A 15,214-nucleotide genomic window follows, 5' to 3' on the forward strand; every position below is an offset into this window, starting at 1 on the left:
TTTGGCAATTCTTACAGATTTTGGAGCTTCAGAGCTACCACATAGCACGGATTCTTTGTTGAAAGCTTATGAACCAAATTTAGAGAACCCTATTAGAAAAGTTGCTTAAGTAAAATATATGCCCCTTTCCCACTTCAAAGGTGGGGAGGTGGTTAATACAGATCAAATGTGTGGAACGGGTCGTTCAAGAGGTTGTACAGCTAAGCGAAGCCCCATGGTACGTAGTAAAGCATTTATGCTACGGAACTCTGGATTACCTTTTTCTGAAAGTGTACGATAAAGTTGTGTAGGATTCAGTTTGGCTGCTTTAGCTACAGCTTGAACACCACCATAGGCTTTTGCCATTTGACGAAGTGTTACAAGCAGTTCCCCCTGGTCACCATCTGCTAGGATTGCATCAAGGGTCGCTGCTGCCAACTCAGGGTCATCATGGAATATTTCTGCCATTGCATCATCATGGTTACGGTCTTTCATTTTTACACTCCTTTAATCTTCACGGTTTTGCCAATCGTACCAACAAGCACATGCACGAGTGATATCGGTGTCTTGTGTTTTTTTGGTACCACCGCATAATAACAATAATACAGTCTTTCCAGACTGAGCATAATAAATTCGGTAACCAGGACCAATATTCATACGCAGTTCATAGACACCATCACGAAGCGGCTTGAAATCGCCAAAATTTCCTTGCTCTAAACGATTAAGACGGCGAATAATTGCAGTTTTAGCCTGCACATCACGGAGCTTTCGCAGCCAATCAGCTATCAAGTCTTTGCCATCAGAGGTAAGGTAGTGACGTATTTCAAACATAATGTATATTCGTTTATAAACGAATATTTGTCAAGAGCGAAAGAAATTTATTTTTAGATTTTCACTCAGCCCCGCCTTGTGTGGGGCTTTTTTATGGAGAAGCATATGAGAACAATATCACCAGAAGGGCTAGCACTGATTAAACAATGGGAAGGCTTGCGTTTGAATGCCTATAAAGATGCCATTGGGGTGTGGACAATCGGTTATGGACATACAAACAATGCTGGAAAACCTTTTGTTCATAAAGGTATGGCAATCACTGAAAAACACGCAGAAGAACTTCTTTGCCAAGACTTAAGACAATTTGAAAATGCCGTTGAACAAGCCGTTCAAGTTTCTTTAACCGATGAACAATTCGCGGCTTTAGTCTCCTTTTGCTATAATGTAGGAACAACAGCCTTTTGTAACTCGACACTGTTAAAAAAGCTCAATCAAGGTGAATATGAAGCTGTCCCTGCAGAGCTACAGAAATGGACCAAAGCAGGCGGAAAGCGTCTTGAAGGTCTCGCACACCGGCGTGCAGCAGAAGCAGGCTTGTGGGCGAAAGGTGCTTTTGTTTCCTCTAACTACCAAACCGTAGAAACACAAGCACCAACGGGGGTTTTCAAAGCCGAAGCTCTTGCACCGATTATTGGTTCTTTTTCTGGGCTTGGAGGCTTATTAGCAGGAAATGGACCAATCCAATGGGCTTTGGCCACCATTATGGTTTTAGCCGCATGTGCTGGTATTTTTTTTGTTGCTAAACGCTTTCAGGAGCATCGTCTATGATCTTATGGATGAAAAGAAATCTGATGGTGACAGGCGCGGCTTTAGCCGCTTTTTTTATGATTTTAGCAAGAGCTTTTAATCTTGGGAAAAAAGCAGAGCAACAAAAGCAAACAGAAAAAGCTTTAAAAGCAGCCACAACCCGTCTTGAGGTAGAAAATGAAATTAATCAAAAAAGTGATGCTGATGTGCGTGCTGCTCTCTCTGACTGGTTGCGCGACAAATAAATATGCTTCTTCTTGTGTTGGCTGGTTGCCAATTTATTTAGAGAGGCAAGATGTCAACGTCATCAGTTCCAATTTAGCAAGAGAAATCTTAAAGCATAACAAGCAGGGTGAACGTGTGTGTGGGTGGAAACATGGCTAGGAAAAGAACACAAGACGATATAGAACTTACAGAAGGAGAAAAAGAAATACTTCAAGAAATTATCATGACCTACAAAAGTATAAAAGTGATGTCACGTTATACGAAATGGATTGTACTCATTATACTCTTATTAGCACTTGATTTTTCACGTATTATGGACGCATTGATAAGTATTTTTACACAAAAACCAAATATCCGACTCTAAACATACTCTGAGATGCGCGAAACTGTTTAGCAAATGAATTGTCAATTTCGCGCGCCTCACAGATGCGAGAGATAATATCGTTTTACACATCTCAAACAGTGGTTTTCAAAAGCTGAAAGCCTTATCCTCTCCCCGCTTTTGAAACGGGGAGATGAGTCATGTCGTTTACTTAAGCAGCTTTCGTAACAGATCTTGCTAAAACCCGCTTAGCTTCTTTAATGAGAGCTTTATATTTTCTATTCTCTTCATCCACTCTAAAAGCGTCAATAAGACGAACATGGATTGGACCTAAAAGATACAAAGCTTTTTCACCAGCACTCATACCCTCCCAGTAACTTGGCAAATCAAAGCGTGTATCATTATCATAATCAACAGATTGGCTTTTTAACTTTTTTTCACACTCGATAAAGTAACGACGGGCCTGTCTACCTTTCTCATTGCGTTCAACCATTGAAAGTTCTTTAGCCATGTCTAAGGTAAGGTGATAATCTATTGCTGTAATAGCTCTAGATTTTGCGCTCCCCAATTTTGGGGACCGCAAATCTTGTGTTTTTATAAAATCACTACCCTCTTCAAATTTATACTGATGAATGCGATCTTTAATCCAGGTAGAAAAATCTTTCCCTATTTCCAAAAACGCATGCAAATCACGAGCGTTTACCGTTTGAACAGTTTCCTGATCAACGATTTTTTCTTTAATTTCTATAAGCGTGTTCATAATGAACTCCTATGTGTTTAAATGTCTTCTATTGACACTCTAGAAGAGCGCCGGGTGCTAGAAAACACGGCACATAGCCCGTCGTTATGCCTTCCCCAAAAGGGTATTGTATAGCATAACCACACCCGGCAAAGCCATTATATGTGTGTAACATACAATGAGTCAAAGCCTTTAATGTGCGGAGAAAAGATTGTATCGGCAATCTATCCGCTATGTGTCTAAGGTGTTTTCTAGGCACCTGCTTCGACAATAGACACATTGTTATAATCCTGTCAAGTATCTCCTGTTATAAATGCAGCCCACTGTTCCAAGAGAGCATGGCGTTGTTCTAAAAAATCTGTCCGCATATAAGCTTTTGTCACTGAACTCCCAACTGAATGGGCAAGAACAGTTTCGGCAATCTCAAAGGGTGTTGACGTTGTCTCTGCTATCCAATCCCGTAAGCTGGAACGAAAACCATGGGGACGATAAGTCAAACCACAAATTGTCATATATTTTGCCATGCTTGCATCAGAAATTGGTTTGCCGGTAAGACCAGAAAAGAGAAAACCATTTTTTTCAAAGGGAAGAGATTTTTCAATCACTTTTAAAGCTTCATTACTCAATGGCACGCGAAAATCTGAAACTTTCCCTACAATACCCTTCATATTTTCTTTGGGTATCGTCCATATATCTTTATCTATTTGTTCAAGACGCAAATAGCGCAATGGATATGACCGTACCCCCGTCAAAATAAGCAACTTCAGTGCTAAATTTGAAAGAATCTTATCATCTAAATTCTGATAAAATGCCGGAACTTCTTGCCATGGCATAGCAGGAATATTTGTTGGTGTAGTACGGGGCTTTCCCAAAAGGGCGCGTGCTTTCATACAAGCTTGTAGATCAACTTCCAAACCAAGAGCCGCCGCATATTTCAAGCAAATGTTAATACGGTTTAACGCTTTTCGTGCTGTATCTGCTTTTTCATGCCAAAGGGGCGCAAGAACATTGCGAATGATATTAGCCGTTAATTTTTCTATAGAGAGGCTGCCTATGTGTGGAATAACGTGCAATTCCAGCGGAGAAAACCAACGCCCATTTTTGCCTTCATTTTTTAACTCTGCTTTTTTACTTTCAAAAGCCGCAATTGCAATCTCACTGAATATGTTGCTTTGCTGTTTTAAAACGGTTTGTTCTCGAAAGACAATAGGGTCATTGCCTTCTCTGAGAATAGCACTATAATGCTTGGCAAGTTCGCGCGCTTTTTTCAGAGAAAGTTGTGCGACTGGACCAAGCCCCATTTCACGGCGTTTGTTATGGTATGTATAACGAAAGAACCAAGAGCGCGTATTGTCTTTTCGAACATTCAACCATAGCCCTGCTCCATCACAGTATTTACCTTGAGAAGCAGACTTGACAAGCAATGCTGATAATCTATGAATCCCCCTCACTTAATTTCCCTTCTCGTCCACCTTTTCACACATTGCTCGTCCACCTTTTTGGGTCCACCTTTTAGACCACCTTAATTTTTTGATTTGAGATTTTTTCTTTAATTCTTAATTTTTTTATTGGAACATAAAAAATTATAGACATCAATATGCTCTTGCACATATTTACATAACTTGATTCTTGTTGCTAAAGCCTGATTCGCTCTCTGGGGGCACCATATGCTTTTTAAATTACGTGTAGCTTATTCATTTTCCGAGCGTTTTTAAATTCAAGAGAAGGTAGAGGTGGACGTGAATTTACAAAATATATTATTTTTATCAAACTTCTTTTTTAATTCTTTAAATCCAGCCAATTCCTACCAAGAAAAATATTAAAATTTAAGTTTCTAATGAATAGACTAACCACTTCATAACATTGGCAAACTTATCCGGCGAGCTATTATTAAAAGAATCAGAAAGTTTTTTGTAAAATTCTTTCCACAAACATCTTCTTTAATAAAGCCACCTAATGCGTTAGCCTTAACTTAACTTTAGCAAAAATATAACCAAAGTCTTTTAAAGCTTTAATGCGATAAAGAGTGTTATTATAAAATACATGTGTTTCATTTATTTTTATTAAAGCAAATTCTTTCCTTTAAAAAGATTATAGCCTTTTATCTAACAGCGTTTTTTGCTATAAAATTCAAATTATCTATCCGCTCAACTAAAAGAACTTTTATTGTTTAGCTTTGCTGCTTTTTTCAAAGAGATGTGGGCTTTCAAGAATAAGCTTTTCTCGTGCTTTTTGTAACTGTTTAATGACTTCATCAATCTTTGATGGAGAACAAAAAGATTCTTGGCTATTTAACAAATGCAGCCTCTCCTTTCCTTCATATAAACATTGCATCTGAGATTGAAGTATTCTAACTTCTTGAAAAAAAAGACGTCCTGTTTCCCTAAAACCATTATTAAGTGCAAAAAGTTGATCGGAAATGGATAGCAAAATTTGTTTTAAAAAACGCTCATTTTCTTGGCGTTTACGATATTCTAAAATAAGAGCATGGCTTATCTCATCTAACTGTTTTTTTGTAGAATCAATTTGACGCAATAAATTTGGTTTTTCCCCCATATCACCTTTTCTCACCTTCACAAGCATAGCATGAATGTCTAACAACTTAATTGCGGAATGAGATAAATAGTCAACAACTGTAGGCGTATTAACATAGCATTTCCGTGCAATCATCACAAACCCACCTAATGACTGTTTTTTACATTCATCCCGCCATTTATTTTTCATTTTACAAAGCCATTCTAAAGAAAGTGCTAAAAAATATTACCTCCAATACATTATTCGATGGAACCCCTTCTCCCTTTTTCACTATCAACGTGGAATCCGTGTAGAGAGAAAATGTACAGGTGTATACAGGATAAGATGTGTTGTTTTCTCCAACACACTACTACCATCAGCAAGAAGGGCTTGACTAGGTGACAATTCTGTACCTTGCATAATTGTGGAAGCCAAAGAACCTTCTCGAGAAAGAGCCATCAACGTTGGCGAAGATGCAAAGACATTGTGTGCTCCCCCATCCACATGAGAAAAATCAAGAACAGCTATTCCATTTTTACGCAACATTTCAATATCTGAGCCATCGCCCACACGATGATGTCCACCCGTAAGACGTCCTGAAACCGCGAGAGCTTTATCCGCTCTGGATACTAAAATAGCTGTTGGCTGCGGGAGTTTTTTTATATCATTAAGTTGGCGCTCAAATACATCAACATCAATGTCTGGTGCAGCCATTAATAAACTTGTAATACGACGAATAGGCTTATATTTTTTCTGTAGAGCTAAAGTTCTAAATGCTTCCATTATAACAAAATTGCCCATAGAATGTGCAATAACCGAAATCTGATCAGCATTGGTTTCACTAATAAGTGTTAAAAGCTCTATCAATCCGTCACGGGCAAAATTAGCACTGTCACGATCATAAATATAAAGAGGAACAGATCCGGCGGAAGGCCACGAATAATGCACAGCGACAACATTTAAAGAATAATCGTGTGTAAACTGTGCTGTACGAAATGTACCATCTGCAAAATTATTATTATACCCATGGATAAAAAGAAAAATTTCTCTTTTTCCTTTTGGCTTTTTTTCTAAAGCAGCATTTAATTGCTGTTTAAACTGTTCTTTATTATCGTATTTTTGCAATGCTACTGCTGAAAAATACTTATCATGCGTAGGTTTATACGCATTTATTTCAACAACTCCCTTTATATGTTGCTGAGGAATTCCTACGTCAACACGATTATAATGTACTTTATTTGATCGCTCTGCACCATAAGGTTGAGCGTAATTATTTTGCATCATACGACTTGTTGCAACATACACTGGAACGATAGCTTTTGGAAAAAACCGTTTTCCTTCAACTTCCCTTTCTACTGCAGTCATAGAAGGAGTTGCATGCACTCCATGCCAAAGTACAGCACGTGAATCACTACATGCTGACAATAAAGAAATACAAATAAGAAGTGTTAAATATCTAAGAATCATTATACTTCTCACTGCAACTTCGCCCCACCCTATAAAAATATAACATTTCAAATGCACAGATAAAGTAATAAAAAATGAAACATTATTAATAACACATCAACAAATAACATACAAAAAAGATTTCTCTATAATGCGCATCTCCCCCTCTCTCTACATAACTTCATCTCATTACAGAGAGACTCACTGCTAATTGGTGCGGTCGAGAAGACTCGAACTTCCACGGGTTGCCCCACAGCGACCTCAACGCTGCGCGTCTACCAATTCCGCCACGACCGCACGTGGAAAGAAAAACATTTTGGTTTTTAGCCTTTAACAAATCATAAAGAAAGGTACAAGCCAATTCTCTTCTTCTCATAATTTATTTTTATCCGGATGCTTTATAAATTAACAGAGATTACTAAAAATATGGACTTTACTATGATCTTTGAATCATCATCATAAAATGTGCTTGTGCAGCTTGATCTTTTTCATAATAACCATGAAAGTTTTTTGTAATTGTTGTAGAACCCTGTTTTTGGATTCCTCTCATAGCCATACACATGTGCTCAGCCTCAATCAATACTGCTACACCATGAGGCTTCAGATACGTTTTTAACGCATGAGCCACTTGCGCTGTCATAGATTCTTGTGTTTGTAAACGGCGAGAAAAAATATCTACAACACGTACAATTTTTGAAAGGCCAACAATTTTTTTATTAGGAAGATATGCTATATGTGCTTTCCCAATAATCGGGATCATATGATGCTCACAGTGTGAATAGAAAGGTATATTTTTTACGATCACGGCTTCATTGTATCCTGAAACCTCTTCAAAAACTGCGCCTAAGGTTTCTTTAACCGATTGACTATAACCATTAAAAAGCTCGCGATATGCCTTGGCTATACGTCTTGGAGTATCTAAAAGCCCTTCTCTATTTGGATTTTCCCCTATCCATAAGAGTAATGTACGAATCGCTTCTTCCACCTCTTCAATACTCGGACGCTTTTCTTCAGATAAAAAAGAATCCTTTGCGTCTTCTTTAACAACATTACGCATTCAAAAACTCCAAGCTTACTCTATACAAAGCATTTGCTCCATACCTATTTCATTTTGTATAATCTCTATATAAACGAATTAAAAGTTTAAACAATCACGACTCTTAAAATTTCAGACAATAGCGCATGATTGATAATATTTATAATGATAAAATACTTAAATATGCTGCACATATAAGCAAAATTGGGCGTCTTAATAATCCTGATGCAACATCAAGAAAACATGCACACCTTTGTGGTTCGACAGTCACTGTAGATTTAAAAGTGGAAAATGGTATTATTATGGGTTTTGCCCATGAAATACACGCATGTGTGCTAGGGCAAGCTTCGGCTTCACTTTTAGCATCTCATATCATCGGACAAACAACACAAGATCTTAAAATATTGCGTGAAGTTATCTATCAAATGCTAACGCAAAATGGTCCTTCTCCTCAAGCTCCATTTGAGGATTTTTCTTGCTTACAGCCCATTAAAGACTATAAAGTACGCCATGCAGCAACACTACTACCTTTCGATGCAACGATAGACTGCATTCAAAAAATTGAAGAAAAATAAATGTTCAAATCACAATCTCGACAAAAAAAATTGACTCGAAATTACACAGGCACTTGGCAAAAAACACCCGGACGATTATTAGGTATTTTCTTAATACGTTTCTATCAAATAACACTTTCAAGTCTTATAGGCAATCAATGTCGCCATGCCCCGACTTGTTCAGAATATACATATGAAGCGATTGCACGCCATGGGCTTTGGGCTGGTGCATGGATGGGACTCTTTCGTATCATGCGTTGTGGTCCCTTTGGAACAAATGGCTTTGATCCAGTACCTATTTCTCTTGCAGATTCTTGCTGTTTTTATAAACCTTGGCATTACTGGAAAATTTCTGACAAACACAACAAATAATTCTTTTCTTTTTTTGTATGTATTGATAAAAAAGCCAGTCTATAAGCTTTTTACTCAATTTTCACGAAACCATCCGCAATCGTTAGCGGAATTGGATTAAAAGGGTCTTTTTATGTCTTGCTCTATTTCTCTTTTTTTTCCCGATGGTTCAAAACGTAATTACCCTGCCGAAATGACAGGCTTGGAATTAGCAGAATCCATTTCTAAATCACTCGCAAAAAAAGCAGTCGCCTATAATCTTGATGGTATCACGCGAGACTTATCGGATCCATTGAGACAATCTGGCCAAGTAGAAATTATTACCCGAGAAGATTCACGCGCTCTTGAGCTCATAAGACATGATTGCGCCCATGTCCTTGCTGAAGCAGTACAAGAACTCTTTCCTGAAACGCAAGTAACAATAGGTCCTGTCATTGAAAATGGATTCTATTATGATTTTGCACGCCAACAACCTTTTACATTAGATGATCTCACCGTCATTGAAAAGAAAATGCGTGAAATTATCCAACGCAATAAACCTTTTAGAAAAGAAATTTGGTCTCGTGAAAAAGCAAGAAAAATTTTTTCTGAGAAAAAGGAATTTTATAAAGTTGAACTTATTGATAGCATTCCTGAAAATCAAGATTTAAAAATTTATTATCAAGGAAAATGGTTTGATCTTTGCCGCGGACCGCACATGCAATCTACAGGGCAAATTGGGAATGCTTTCAGATTAATGAAAGTCGCAGGAGCTTATTGGCGTGGCGATGCTAATAATCCAATGCTCACGAGAATTTATGGAACAGCATTTGCAAATGAAAATGACTTAAAAGCCTACCTCCATATGCTAGAAGAAGCTAAAAAACGTGATCATCGCCGCTTGGGACGTGAAATGGACTTATTTCATTTTCAAGAAGAAGGGCCAGGAATGATTTTTTGGCACAAAAAAGGTTGGAAAATGTTCCAAAATTTGATCAACTATATGCGTAGACGCCTTGATGATCATCAATATGCTGAAGTTAATGCACCACAAGTTCTCGATAGGTCACTCTGGGAAACATCTGGCCATTGGGGCTGGTATAAGGAGAATATGTTCAAAGTAATTCCAGCAGCAGAAGATTCAGATCATGGAAATATTTATGCCCTTAAACCAATGAATTGCCCTGGTCATGTGCAAATTTTTAAACATGGTTTAAAATCTTATCGTGATTTGCCTATTAGACTTGCTGAATTTGGACTTGTTCATCGTTATGAACCTTCAGGCTCTTTACATGGTCTTATGCGTGTACGTGGTTTTACGCAAGATGATGCGCATATTTTTTGTACTGATGAACAATTAGCCGATGAATGTCTCAGTATTAATGATCTCATTTTATCAACTTATGCTGATTTTGGTTTTAAAGAAATTAGTCTTAAGCTTTCAACACGTCCAGAAAAACGAGTTGGATCTGATGCATTATGGGATCATGCAGAAAGTATCATGGAATCTGTCCTTAAAACGATTGAAACAAAATTTGCAGGACAAATCAAAACAAGCATCCTTCCCGGGGAAGGAGCATTTTATGGTCCAAAATTTGAATATACATTAAAGGATGCTATCGGTCGTGAATGGCAATGTGGAACAACACAAATAGACTTTAATCTCCCTGAACGTTTTGGTGCATTCTATATTGATAAAGATTCAGAAAAACGTCAACCTGTTATGATCCACCGTGCTATTTTTGGATCAATGGAGCGTTTTCTAGGTATATTAATCGAAAATTTTGCTGGACATATGCCACTTTGGCTTGCTCCTGAACAAGTGGTTGTTGCAACAATTACGTCCGAAGCAAATGAATATGCCCAAAAAATAACGGCAAAACTTAAAGCTATTGGGCTTTCCGCAAAAATAGATCTACGCAATGAAAAAATTAACTATAAAATACGAGAACATTCTTTACAAAAAGTCCCCGTAATTTTGGTATGTGGCAAACGTGAAGCTGAAACAAACAGCGTAAATATGCGCCGCTTAGGAAGTACAAATAAAACCCTTTTATCTGTAGAAGATGTGATTAAACAACTCTCAAATGAGGCAACACCTCCGGATTTGCAACGCGTAATAAATGCATAACATCACAGAAGATGGCGAGACGTTAATTTTTTACTATAAAATCTTCAATTTTTGTACAAAATGAACCGATTTGATATTGTAGTGTGTTTTTGTTTCATGCACGATTACCTATCACCAGAAAGAATCACGTGATCACTCTCTACAAGGTGGATTGGTAAAAAGTTAAATGTAAAGCTATGAGCTGTTTAAATGCGAAAATCATAGACAATTGAAAATTAATAACAACATTAATCTTTTACCTTTATAAGGAAAAGGTGGTGCTATTATCATGGATAGATTATTACGATAATTATAGCAACATCAAGAAAGAAGAGTGAAAACAAGATTATATTTATTAATAAAAAATATGTAAAATTAGCTGAACAATGATATGTCTTAATTTATGAGATAAGCCCTTATAAAAAACAAGATATTGATTTATAATGATAATATATTGTTATTCATATTAAATAAGGTCTCAAATATCATAGGATTCTCTCATTTTAAATATGTTTATGTTGAATCTATCAAAATCATTTGCTTGCACTAAACAAGCGGAATGAGTGTCTGGATAAAAATTATGGAGAAAGGACTTTAAAAATGCCCACAATGAACCGACTCAAGTGCTAAGAATTGTTGCAATCATTGAGGGCAGACTAAACTATAATGATGATGCTGACTTGCTCCTTCATAAGTGTAAAAATACTGGTACTCAATGAATTTACCTTTATATCATTCACGAGGCATCATGGTAAAATAAGCTTAAGGAACCTTAAGAAACATCTCTTTAAAACAACTGCATGAATTGATAAACCAACGGCATTCTACATCCCTCAATCTACACTGATGAGATATTACCTTAACTTTTATACAACCAAATAAAAGAAAAATGGCAAAACTCAGCGTTTATTCTTTCTCTTCTTCATATTTTACCAAATAAAAAATGCGTTAAATATACACATACGATACACTACTACTCATTGAACATATAAAATCTAGGCACACCCATAAAACGTCTAAATATCTATGAAACATATTGCCACGCTAGACGCTAGATATTGATTTATAAAATAATTTCAAAACACATGTTTTGCTAAAAAAGAAACACATATAAAATAAAAAATATTATTGTTATCGTGCTCTATCAAGAACACGCTTACATTCAATGAGTTCAAACAGGATTTCTTGCAACAATGCTTTATCAGTTTTATCTTTGTAAAGATTCACAGAACCGACAGATATTTCTTCCTCATTTCTCATGAAACTCAAAAGTCCAAAAGAAGATTTCTTAGACTTATTGCTAGCATTTTCAGAAGTTTGTCCTGCATGTTTCTTCTCTATGACTACATTCATAGCATCAAGATCACCATTACCCAATGCAGTCACAAAAGCAACACCATTTTCTTTCAAAAAGCGTTGCACACCTTTTATCGTATAACCCTGATCATATAATAACTGCTTAATACCATTGAGCAAATCAACATCGACCGGACGATAATAGCGCCTTCCCCCTCCACGTTTCATTGGTTTAATCTGCCTAAAACGTGTTTCCCAGAATCTTAAGACATGCTGCGGAAGCTCCAATAACTCGGCTACTTCGCTAATTGTGCGAAAAGCATCAGAGCTTTTATCCATTTTGCAACACCTTACTTATAACAAAATAAATTACTTTACAATGACTCATTCTGTCTCAATTTCTCAACAAGATTAGTCAAAAATAAGACCATCATTGACGACTTACTCAATAGTCTTTTTCTAAAAAACAAAGACCTTCATTTTATCACCTTTTTTACAAATACCAAACATACCATGGCATTTATTTATGAGATATCATTTTTTCTGTCTTGCACGATGCGAATCTAAAATTCTCTGTTTAAGGACATTGGCAGCCTTAAACGTCACAACACGTCGCGGTGGAATAGGTGCTTCAACACCTGTTTTTGGATTGCGTCCAACACGTTCATTTTTACTACGAACCTGAAAAGTTGCAAAAGAAGATAATTTAACCGCTTCACCTCTTACAAGTGAGTTGCAAATCTCATCCAAAACCAATTCGACTAAAGCTGCTGATTCAGTATGTGACAAGCCCACTCTTTTACAAACTACGCTCGCTAAATCTGCACGCGTTACTGTCTTACTTGTCATTATAACCACCTATTAAAATATTAAAAATTACAAAATGACTTATACGTTTTCTTGAAATATGGTCAAGTAGCCATAATTTACCAACGAATAAGAATTGCTCCCCATGTAAATCCACCTCCCATGGCTTCTAACATGATAAGATCTCCTTCTTTTATTTTTCCACCGCAAACAGCTGTTGTTAAAGCCAACGGAACTGATGCCGCAGACGTATTACCATGTTGATCAACGGTAATCACAACTTTATCTAGTGAAATTCCCAGTTTTTTAGCAGATGCTTCAATAATGCGCTTATTAGCCTGATGAGGGACAAACCAATCCAGTTGTGAAGAATCCATACCTACAGCTGCAAAACAATCATCAACCACATCCGTTATCATACCAACAGCATATTTAAAAACTTCTCGTCCTTCCATACGCAAATAGCCTGTCGTTTGTGTTGTTGAAGGTCCACCATCAACATATAGCTTATCTATATAAGCACCATTAGAGCGCAGTTTCGCAGACAATATACCACGCTCAAAAGCAAGCCTCCCCTCAATTTCTTGTGCTTCCAAAATAGCAGCACCTGCACCATCACCAAACAAAACACATGTCGTACGATCTTCCCAATCTAAAATTCGAGAAAATGTATCGGATCCAATAACTAAAATTCTTTTAGCTGCTCCACACCGTAAATAAGAATCTCCTGTTGTTAAAGCAAAAATAAAACCAGAACAAACAGCTTGAATATCAAAAGCAAATCCATGGCTCATTCCCAAAGCACACTGAATTTCAACAGCAGAAGCAGGAAAAGTTCGATTCGGGGTGGACGTTGCTAAAATAATACAATCAATGTCTTTTATTGTTAAACCAGCATTTGTAAGTGCTGCTTGCGCAGCCTCAACTCCTAAAGAAACAGTTGTTTCATTTTCACTAGCAATATAACGTTGGCGTATTCCTGTACGCTGAACAATCCACGAATCTGACGTTTCAATAAACTTTGCAATCTCATCATTTGATAAACTTCTTTTAGGCAAAACACTTCCTACACCACGTATAATTGACCGAATCATTCAGCTCTTACCTTTTCTCCAAATTTTTCATTTCTATTATAAGAGCTTGTCATAAGGACTCCTCATTCACCGTCGCTTCATCTTCTTGGTCAAAAAGTGTTTCTTTATTCTCATGAAACCGTCGCAAATCAGCAGTTATTTTTTTCAAAAGTCCATTATTAACCATCTCATAACCAACGCGGATAGCAGAAGCAAAACCGTTAGCATTAGCACTCCCATGGCTTTTGATCACAACACCATTCAACCCCAAAAGCACTCCTCCATTCACCCTCTCTGGATCCATTTTGTGTTTCAGCGTACGAAAAGCACCCCGCGATAAAAAATAACCAAGAGATGTTAAAAAAGAACTGCGCAGTGCAGAGTTTAAAATCTCTCCTATCTGTCGTGCAGTTCCTTCTGCGGTTTTTAAAGCAATATTACCAGAAAACCCCTCTGTTACAACAACATCGACTGTTCCTTTTCCAATGTCATTGCCCTCAACAAATCCTTTATATTCCAATCCTTCTAATTGCACTTCACGCAATATCATTCCTGCTTTTTTTATTTCATAAAGTCCTTTAACCTCTTCCACCCCTACATTTAAAAGCCCAACACTTGGTCTTTCAGTGTGATATAAAGCGCGAAACATACCCGCTCCCATAACCGCTAAATCAACCAACTGACTAGCAGAAGCACCAATTGTTGCTCCAATATCTAAAACGATACTCTCACTGCGAAGTGTTGGCCAGATACCCGCAATACCAGGACGCTCAGCCTCTGCTAACATTTTCAAACAAAAATAAGACATGGCCATGAGTGCACCCGTATTACCAGCAGAAATGCAAGCATCAGCTTCACCATTTTTTACCGCTTCAATGGCGTACCACATTGATGATTTACCACGTCCATTACGAAGTGCTTGGCTTGGCTTTTCATCCATGCGTGTATAGCTTTCTGTAGGGCAAAAGCGCGATACAGAATCCAAACAAGGATATTTTTTTAAAACCGGACGAACAGCCTCCTCTATTCCATAAAACAGAAAATAAATATTTGATAAATATTTTTGTACAATTGCTGCTCCTGCAATAGCTGCTTCTGGACCGTAATCACCGCCCATGACATCCACAGAAATTCTAATCACGCTTGCATATCCCACATCTTTTCATTTACATCTTTAAACACATATTATGATTTTTGGCTCTTGA

At 37.3% G+C, this 15,214-nt stretch carries 18 protein-coding genes and 1 tRNA gene; 7 read left to right on the plus strand and 12 right to left on the minus strand.

Annotation, left to right across the window (positions count from 1 at the left end; translation table 11 throughout):
* Nucleotides 1-162 precede the first annotated feature (162 nt).
* The gene (locus ACFIJS_RS06025) at nucleotides 163-474 is read right to left on the minus strand and encodes a DNA-binding protein (protein ID WP_375650641.1); all 312 of its coding nucleotides are present in this window, start codon (nucleotides 472-474) and stop codon (nucleotides 163-165) included.
* Nucleotides 475-486: 12 nt separating this feature from the next.
* Complete coding sequence (locus tag ACFIJS_RS06030) at nucleotides 487-810, minus strand: type II toxin-antitoxin system RelE/ParE family toxin (RefSeq protein ID WP_012230755.1); 324 nt, start codon at nucleotides 808-810, stop codon at nucleotides 487-489.
* A 105-nt stretch (nucleotides 811-915) separates the two neighbouring features.
* On the opposite strand from ACFIJS_RS06030, the gene ACFIJS_RS06035 reads away from it, so the two are divergent.
* Genes ACFIJS_RS06035 through ACFIJS_RS06050 form a run of 4 tightly spaced genes read left to right on the plus strand, consistent with a single transcriptional unit; the run spans nucleotide 916 to nucleotide 2,146 of the window.
* Complete coding sequence (locus ACFIJS_RS06035) at nucleotides 916-1,578, plus strand: lysozyme (protein WP_375650642.1); 663 nt, start codon at nucleotides 916-918, stop codon at nucleotides 1,576-1,578.
* Nucleotides 1,575-1,802, plus strand: a complete 228-nt coding sequence (locus ACFIJS_RS06040) for a hypothetical protein (RefSeq protein WP_375650643.1) — start codon at nucleotides 1,575-1,577, stop codon at nucleotides 1,800-1,802. Before ACFIJS_RS06035 ends, ACFIJS_RS06040 begins: the two co-directional genes overlap by 4 nt.
* Nucleotides 1,735-1,941, plus strand: coding sequence for a hypothetical protein (locus tag ACFIJS_RS06045; protein WP_375650644.1), 207 nt, complete (start codon nucleotides 1,735-1,737; stop codon nucleotides 1,939-1,941). The genes ACFIJS_RS06040 and ACFIJS_RS06045 overlap by 68 nt, the downstream gene beginning before the upstream one ends.
* Nucleotides 1,934-2,146, plus strand: coding sequence for a hypothetical protein (locus tag ACFIJS_RS06050; protein ID WP_375650646.1), 213 nt, complete (start codon nucleotides 1,934-1,936; stop codon nucleotides 2,144-2,146). The genes ACFIJS_RS06045 and ACFIJS_RS06050 overlap by 8 nt, the downstream gene beginning before the upstream one ends.
* Nucleotides 2,147-2,315: 169 nt before the next feature.
* Here the strand turns inward: ACFIJS_RS06050 and ACFIJS_RS06055 are convergent, their stop codons facing one another.
* From ACFIJS_RS06055 to folE, 6 genes are all read right to left on the minus strand, one after another.
* Nucleotides 2,316-2,864 (minus strand): antA/AntB antirepressor family protein, encoded by a 549-nt coding sequence (locus ACFIJS_RS06055; RefSeq protein WP_375614654.1) that lies wholly within the window; start codon nucleotides 2,862-2,864, stop codon nucleotides 2,316-2,318.
* Between the two features lie 272 nt (nucleotides 2,865-3,136).
* Nucleotides 3,137-4,294, minus strand: a complete 1,158-nt coding sequence (locus ACFIJS_RS06060) for a tyrosine-type recombinase/integrase (RefSeq protein WP_375650647.1) — start codon at nucleotides 4,292-4,294, stop codon at nucleotides 3,137-3,139.
* Between the two features lie 712 nt (nucleotides 4,295-5,006).
* The gene (locus tag ACFIJS_RS06065) at nucleotides 5,007-5,513 is read right to left on the minus strand and encodes a hypothetical protein (protein ID WP_375650727.1); all 507 of its coding nucleotides are present in this window, start codon (nucleotides 5,511-5,513) and stop codon (nucleotides 5,007-5,009) included.
* A gap of 138 nt (nucleotides 5,514-5,651) precedes the next feature.
* Nucleotides 5,652-6,824 (minus strand): alpha/beta hydrolase, encoded by a 1,173-nt coding sequence (locus ACFIJS_RS06070; RefSeq protein ID WP_375650648.1) that lies wholly within the window; start codon nucleotides 6,822-6,824, stop codon nucleotides 5,652-5,654.
* Between the two features lie 191 nt (nucleotides 6,825-7,015).
* Nucleotides 7,016-7,100: transfer RNA gene (locus tag ACFIJS_RS06075), tRNA-Leu, on the minus strand.
* Nucleotides 7,101-7,239: 139 nt separating this feature from the next.
* On the minus strand, nucleotides 7,240-7,860 hold the full coding sequence (gene folE, locus ACFIJS_RS06080; RefSeq protein WP_375650650.1) for a GTP cyclohydrolase I FolE: 621 nt from the start codon (nucleotides 7,858-7,860) through the stop codon (nucleotides 7,240-7,242).
* Between the two features lie 125 nt (nucleotides 7,861-7,985).
* On the opposite strand from folE, the gene ACFIJS_RS06085 reads away from it, so the two are divergent.
* The 3 genes from ACFIJS_RS06085 to thrS all read left to right on the plus strand — a co-directional run bounded on the left by ACFIJS_RS06085 (nucleotide 7,986) and on the right by thrS (nucleotide 10,854).
* Nucleotides 7,986-8,414, plus strand: a complete 429-nt coding sequence (locus tag ACFIJS_RS06085) for an iron-sulfur cluster assembly scaffold protein (RefSeq protein WP_375650651.1) — start codon at nucleotides 7,986-7,988, stop codon at nucleotides 8,412-8,414.
* Nucleotides 8,415-8,765, plus strand: coding sequence for a membrane protein insertion efficiency factor YidD (gene yidD, locus ACFIJS_RS06090; RefSeq protein WP_375650652.1), 351 nt, complete (start codon nucleotides 8,415-8,417; stop codon nucleotides 8,763-8,765).
* Between the two features lie 112 nt (nucleotides 8,766-8,877).
* Entirely contained in the window at nucleotides 8,878-10,854 is a 1,977-nt protein-coding gene (gene thrS, locus ACFIJS_RS06095) for a threonine--tRNA ligase (protein WP_375650653.1), read from the plus strand.
* A 1,110-nt stretch (nucleotides 10,855-11,964) separates the two neighbouring features.
* Here thrS and ACFIJS_RS06100 read toward each other — a convergent pair.
* The 4 genes from ACFIJS_RS06100 to plsX form a co-directional block, all read right to left on the minus strand.
* Nucleotides 11,965-12,468 carry a MerR family transcriptional regulator gene (locus tag ACFIJS_RS06100; RefSeq protein WP_375650655.1) on the minus strand — a complete coding sequence of 168 codons (504 nt, stop codon included), beginning with the start codon at nucleotides 12,466-12,468 and terminating at the stop codon, nucleotides 11,965-11,967.
* A 195-nt stretch (nucleotides 12,469-12,663) separates the two neighbouring features.
* Nucleotides 12,664-12,978, minus strand: a complete 315-nt coding sequence (locus tag ACFIJS_RS06105; RefSeq protein ID WP_015856447.1) for an integration host factor subunit alpha — start codon at nucleotides 12,976-12,978, stop codon at nucleotides 12,664-12,666.
* Between the two features lie 77 nt (nucleotides 12,979-13,055).
* Nucleotides 13,056-14,030 (minus strand): beta-ketoacyl-ACP synthase III, encoded by a 975-nt coding sequence (locus ACFIJS_RS06110; RefSeq protein ID WP_375650656.1) that lies wholly within the window; start codon nucleotides 14,028-14,030, stop codon nucleotides 13,056-13,058.
* 49 nt (nucleotides 14,031-14,079) lie between these two features.
* Nucleotides 14,080-15,150: a phosphate acyltransferase PlsX gene (plsX, locus tag ACFIJS_RS06115; RefSeq protein WP_375650657.1), complete on the minus strand. Its 1,071-nt coding sequence runs from the start codon at nucleotides 15,148-15,150 to the stop codon at nucleotides 14,080-14,082.
* Nucleotides 15,151-15,214 lie beyond the last annotated feature (64 nt).

Source organism: Bartonella sp. OT172YNZD (assembly GCF_042193725.1).
Taxonomy (GTDB): Bacteria; Pseudomonadota; Alphaproteobacteria; order Rhizobiales; family Rhizobiaceae; genus Bartonella; species Bartonella grahamii_A.

Coding starts and splice junctions, on each gene's coding strand:
- ACFIJS_RS06025 (WP_375650641.1), bottom strand. CDS start 474: ATGAAAGACCGTAACCATGATGATGCAATGGCAGAAATATTCCATGAT.
- ACFIJS_RS06085 (WP_375650651.1), top strand. CDS start 7,986: ATGATTGATAATATTTATAATGATAAAATACTTAAATATGCTGCACAT.
- ACFIJS_RS06070 (WP_375650648.1), bottom strand. CDS start 6,824: ATGATTCTTAGATATTTAACACTTCTTATTTGTATTTCTTTATTGTCA.
- folE (WP_375650650.1), bottom strand. CDS start 7,860: ATGCGTAATGTTGTTAAAGAAGACGCAAAGGATTCTTTTTTATCTGAA.
- ACFIJS_RS06100 (WP_375650655.1), bottom strand. CDS start 12,468: ATGGATAAAAGCTCTGATGCTTTTCGCACAATTAGCGAAGTAGCCGAG.
- ACFIJS_RS06105 (WP_015856447.1), bottom strand. CDS start 12,978: ATGACAAGTAAGACAGTAACGCGTGCAGATTTAGCGAGCGTAGTTTGT.
- ACFIJS_RS06030 (WP_012230755.1), bottom strand. CDS start 810: ATGTTTGAAATACGTCACTACCTTACCTCTGATGGCAAAGACTTGATA.
- ACFIJS_RS06040 (WP_375650643.1), top strand. CDS start 1,575: ATGATCTTATGGATGAAAAGAAATCTGATGGTGACAGGCGCGGCTTTA.
- ACFIJS_RS06065 (WP_375650727.1), bottom strand. CDS start 5,513: ATGATTGCACGGAAATGCTATGTTAATACGCCTACAGTTGTTGACTAT.
- ACFIJS_RS06055 (WP_375614654.1), bottom strand. CDS start 2,864: ATGAACACGCTTATAGAAATTAAAGAAAAAATCGTTGATCAGGAAACT.
- ACFIJS_RS06035 (WP_375650642.1), top strand. CDS start 916: ATGAGAACAATATCACCAGAAGGGCTAGCACTGATTAAACAATGGGAA.
- ACFIJS_RS06110 (WP_375650656.1), bottom strand. CDS start 14,030: ATGATTCGGTCAATTATACGTGGTGTAGGAAGTGTTTTGCCTAAAAGA.
- ACFIJS_RS06050 (WP_375650646.1), top strand. CDS start 1,934: ATGGCTAGGAAAAGAACACAAGACGATATAGAACTTACAGAAGGAGAA.
- thrS (WP_375650653.1), top strand. CDS start 8,878: ATGTCTTGCTCTATTTCTCTTTTTTTTCCCGATGGTTCAAAACGTAAT.
- ACFIJS_RS06045 (WP_375650644.1), top strand. CDS start 1,735: ATGAAATTAATCAAAAAAGTGATGCTGATGTGCGTGCTGCTCTCTCTG.
- yidD (WP_375650652.1), top strand. CDS start 8,415: ATGTTCAAATCACAATCTCGACAAAAAAAATTGACTCGAAATTACACA.